Genomic DNA, 3,090 nt, shown 5'->3' on the forward strand with positions numbered 1-3,090 from the left:
GCAGCGGACTGGACGGAATCGGCCGTTATCTGCTTTTATTGTCTGCATTCTCTTTTGCCACGCTGACTGCTGCCGTATTGGTTTATCGTAGGCAGTTGCAGACGCAGGTAAGGTTTTAAACGTTTGTCTGCCCTAAGTAGAAAGCTTATTTCTCAAAAACATTCCTATAAAAAACTTCAGGCCGTCTGAAAGATATTTTCAGACGGCCTGATGCTTGATGCGCTATGGATTGTCTCAATAATAAAATATGCTCAATAAAATCCCAAAATCCAAACGTAAAAAAACCTACTTTTTTCAAAGTAGGTTTTCATATTTGGTGGGTCGTGAGCGATTCGAACGCTCGACCAACGGATTAAAAGTCCGCTGCTCTACCGACTGAGCTAACGACCCGATAAGCTGTGCATTATAGAGATGGGGTACACAGCTGTCAACACCTTTTTTAAATTTTTTTATTCGACAACGATTTTCGGGAAGCGGCTGCTGAAGTCTTTACCTTTATCGGCAATGGCCAGTGCAATTTGGAAGGCGGCTTCGGTGTAGATGTCGGCGATGGTTTGGTTGTTTTCAAACAAGGCCGAAGATGTGCCGCTATCCATAGCTTCGCGTACAGGCAGGCTTAATGGAAGTTGGCCAAGCAACGGTACATTCAAACGCTCTGCCAAGTTTTTGCCGCCTTCTGCGCCGAAGATTGCTTCGGCATGGCCGCAGTTGGTGCAAATATGGACAGACATGTTTTCTAAAACGCCCAAAATCGGGATATTGACTTTGTTGAACATATCCACGGCTTTGCGTGCATCAATCAGGGCGATGTCTTGTGGCGTGGTGACGACAACGGAGCCGGTCACGGGGATTTTTTGCGACAGGGTCAATTGGATATCGCCGGTACCGGGCGGCAGGTCGATGAAGAGATAATCGACATTGTCCCACTCGCTTTGGAACATAAGCTGTTGCAAGGCTTGGCTGACCATCGGGCCGCGCCAAACGACGGCTTGGTCGGTATCGACCAGGAAACCGATGGACATCACTTGAATGCCGCTTTCGGCTTCAACGGGAATGAGTTTTTTGTTTTGTTGGTCGGGTTTGCGGTCTTGTACGCCGAGCATGGTGGGCTGGCTTGGGCCGTACAGGTCGGCATCGAGTACGCCGACGCGCGCGCCCATTCTGGCCATTGCGGTGGCAAGGTTGGCTGTGGTCGTTGATTTGCCGACGCCGCCTTTGCCCGATGCAACGGCGATAATGTTTTTCACGCCTTTGATGGTTGCTACGCCGGGTTGAACTTTATGCGTACCGATTTCGGTATCGATACTCAAGTGAATGTGGGTATCGCCGGTATGCGAAATGACGGCTTCTTGAACGGCATTGGCAATGTCTGCGGCAATATGGGCAACTGGGAACGCGAATTTCAGGCCGATATGCAGGCCGTCTGAACGCTCTTCAAGGAGTGTAACGGCTTTTTCGCTGCCTAAGGTGCGCATTGTGTGGGGAATCAATACGGCATCGAGTGCGGTTCGGATGGCTGGGATATTCATAATCTGCCTCTTGAATGTGGGAAATTGTTTATGTGCGCGATTTGTCGTGCGACAAATCTGCCGAATTATACCCTTGAACGCCATGCAAGGGATACGCCCGAAAAACTTCAGGCTGCCTGAATCATCGGGCAGCCTGAAAAAAGGGTCAACTGAAACGCGGCCTTATTCGCTCAAGAGCGCAATGTCGGCAACTGCGTTCATTTGTTCTGCCAAGCGGTTCAACAGGTTCAAACGGTTTTGCTTCACGGCGGCATCTTCAGCCATTACCATCACGCCGTCGAAGAATGCATCGACTTGCGGTTTGACGGAAGCCAGCTCGGACAAAGCAGTTTGGAAATTGCCTTCGGCAACAGCGGCAGGGATTTTCGGCTGCAAACCTTGAGCAGCGGCGTACAAGGCTTTTTCTTCGTCCTGTTGCAGCAGGCTTTCGTTAACCGCGCCCAACTCGGCATCGGCTTTTTTCAGCAGGTTTTGTACGCGTTTGTTGGCAGCGGCGAGCGCGGCAGCTTCGGGCAACTGTTTGAACGCGGCAACGGCCTGCAGTTTGGCCACTACGTCGTCCAAACGGCGCGGCTGTTTCGCCAATACGGCGGCAACGATGTCTTGCGGATAATCGTTTTGTAGCAACACGGCCAAACGCGCCTGCATGAAGTCGGCGGTTTCAGACGGCGTTTTCTCGTTGAGCAAACCTTGCGGGAAGCTGTCAAAGGCCGTCTGAATCAGTTCGTTTACGTCCAAACCGTATTGCATCAGCATACGCAAAATACCCAATGCGGAGCGGCGCAGGGCGTATGGGTCTTTGTCGCCGGTCGGAATCAGGCCGATACCCCAAATGCCGACCAAGGTTTCCAGTTTGTCGGCCAAAGCAACGGCGGTTGCCACTTTGCCCTCTGGCAGGTTGTCGCCGGCAAAGCGCGGTTGGTAGTGTTGCTCGATGGCTTCGGCGATTTCTTCGGTTTCACCGTCCAAGCGGGCGTAGTATTTGCCCATCGTGCCTTGCAATTCGGGGAACTCGCCGACCATTTCGGTCACCAAGTCTGCTTTGGCCAAACGTGCGGCGCGCTCGGCTGCGGCAGCATCCGCGCCCAACGCTTTGGCGATATGGGCGGCAATGCTTTGCAGACGCTCGATACGCTCGGCTTGCGAACCGATTTTGTTGTGGTAAACCACGCTGGACAATTTCGGCAGACGGCTTTCCAAAGTCGCTTTTTGGTCTTGTTTGTAGAAGAACTCGGCATCAGACAGGCGCGCGCGCAAGACGCGTTCGTTACCTTGGATGATGTGTGACGGGTCTTCGGTTTGCAGGTTGGACACCAGCAGGAAGCGGTTCATCAGCTTGCCGTTTTGGTCGAGCAGTGGGAAGTATTTTTGGTTTTGCTGCATGGTCAGAATCAGGCATTCTTGCGGCACGGCGAGGAAATGTTCTTCAAAACCGGCTTCCAATACCACAGGCCATTCGACCAATGCAGTCACTTCGTCCAACAAGGCTTCATCGGCGGCAACGGTGGCTTTCAGACGGCCTGCCTGCTCGTTCAAGGCCGTCCGAATGGCGGCTTTGCGC

At 52.5% G+C, this 3,090-nt stretch carries 2 protein-coding genes and 1 tRNA gene; all 3 read right to left on the reverse strand.

Annotated elements, in window-relative coordinates:
* Positions 1–314: 314 nt before the first annotated feature.
* A tRNA-Lys gene (locus ACTHUE_RS14195) sits at positions 315–390 on the reverse strand.
* 59 nt (positions 391–449) lie between these two features.
* Positions 450–1,529 (reverse strand): iron-sulfur cluster carrier protein ApbC, encoded by a 1,080-nt coding sequence (gene apbC / locus ACTHUE_RS14200; RefSeq protein WP_070459640.1) that lies wholly within the window; start codon positions 1,527–1,529, stop codon positions 450–452.
* A gap of 162 nt (positions 1,530–1,691) precedes the next feature.
* A partial coding sequence (gene glyS, locus ACTHUE_RS14205; protein WP_440423803.1) for a glycine--tRNA ligase subunit beta occupies positions 1,692–3,090 on the reverse strand: 1,399 nt, incomplete at its 5' end.

It is taken from the genome of Neisseria sp. P0021.S005 (assembly GCF_051956955.1).

Bases quoted from the DNA above. Each gene is read 5' to 3' on its own strand.
- apbC (WP_070459640.1), bottom strand. From the start codon at position 1,529: ATGAATATCCCAGCCATCCGAACCGCACTCGATGCCGTATTGATTCCC.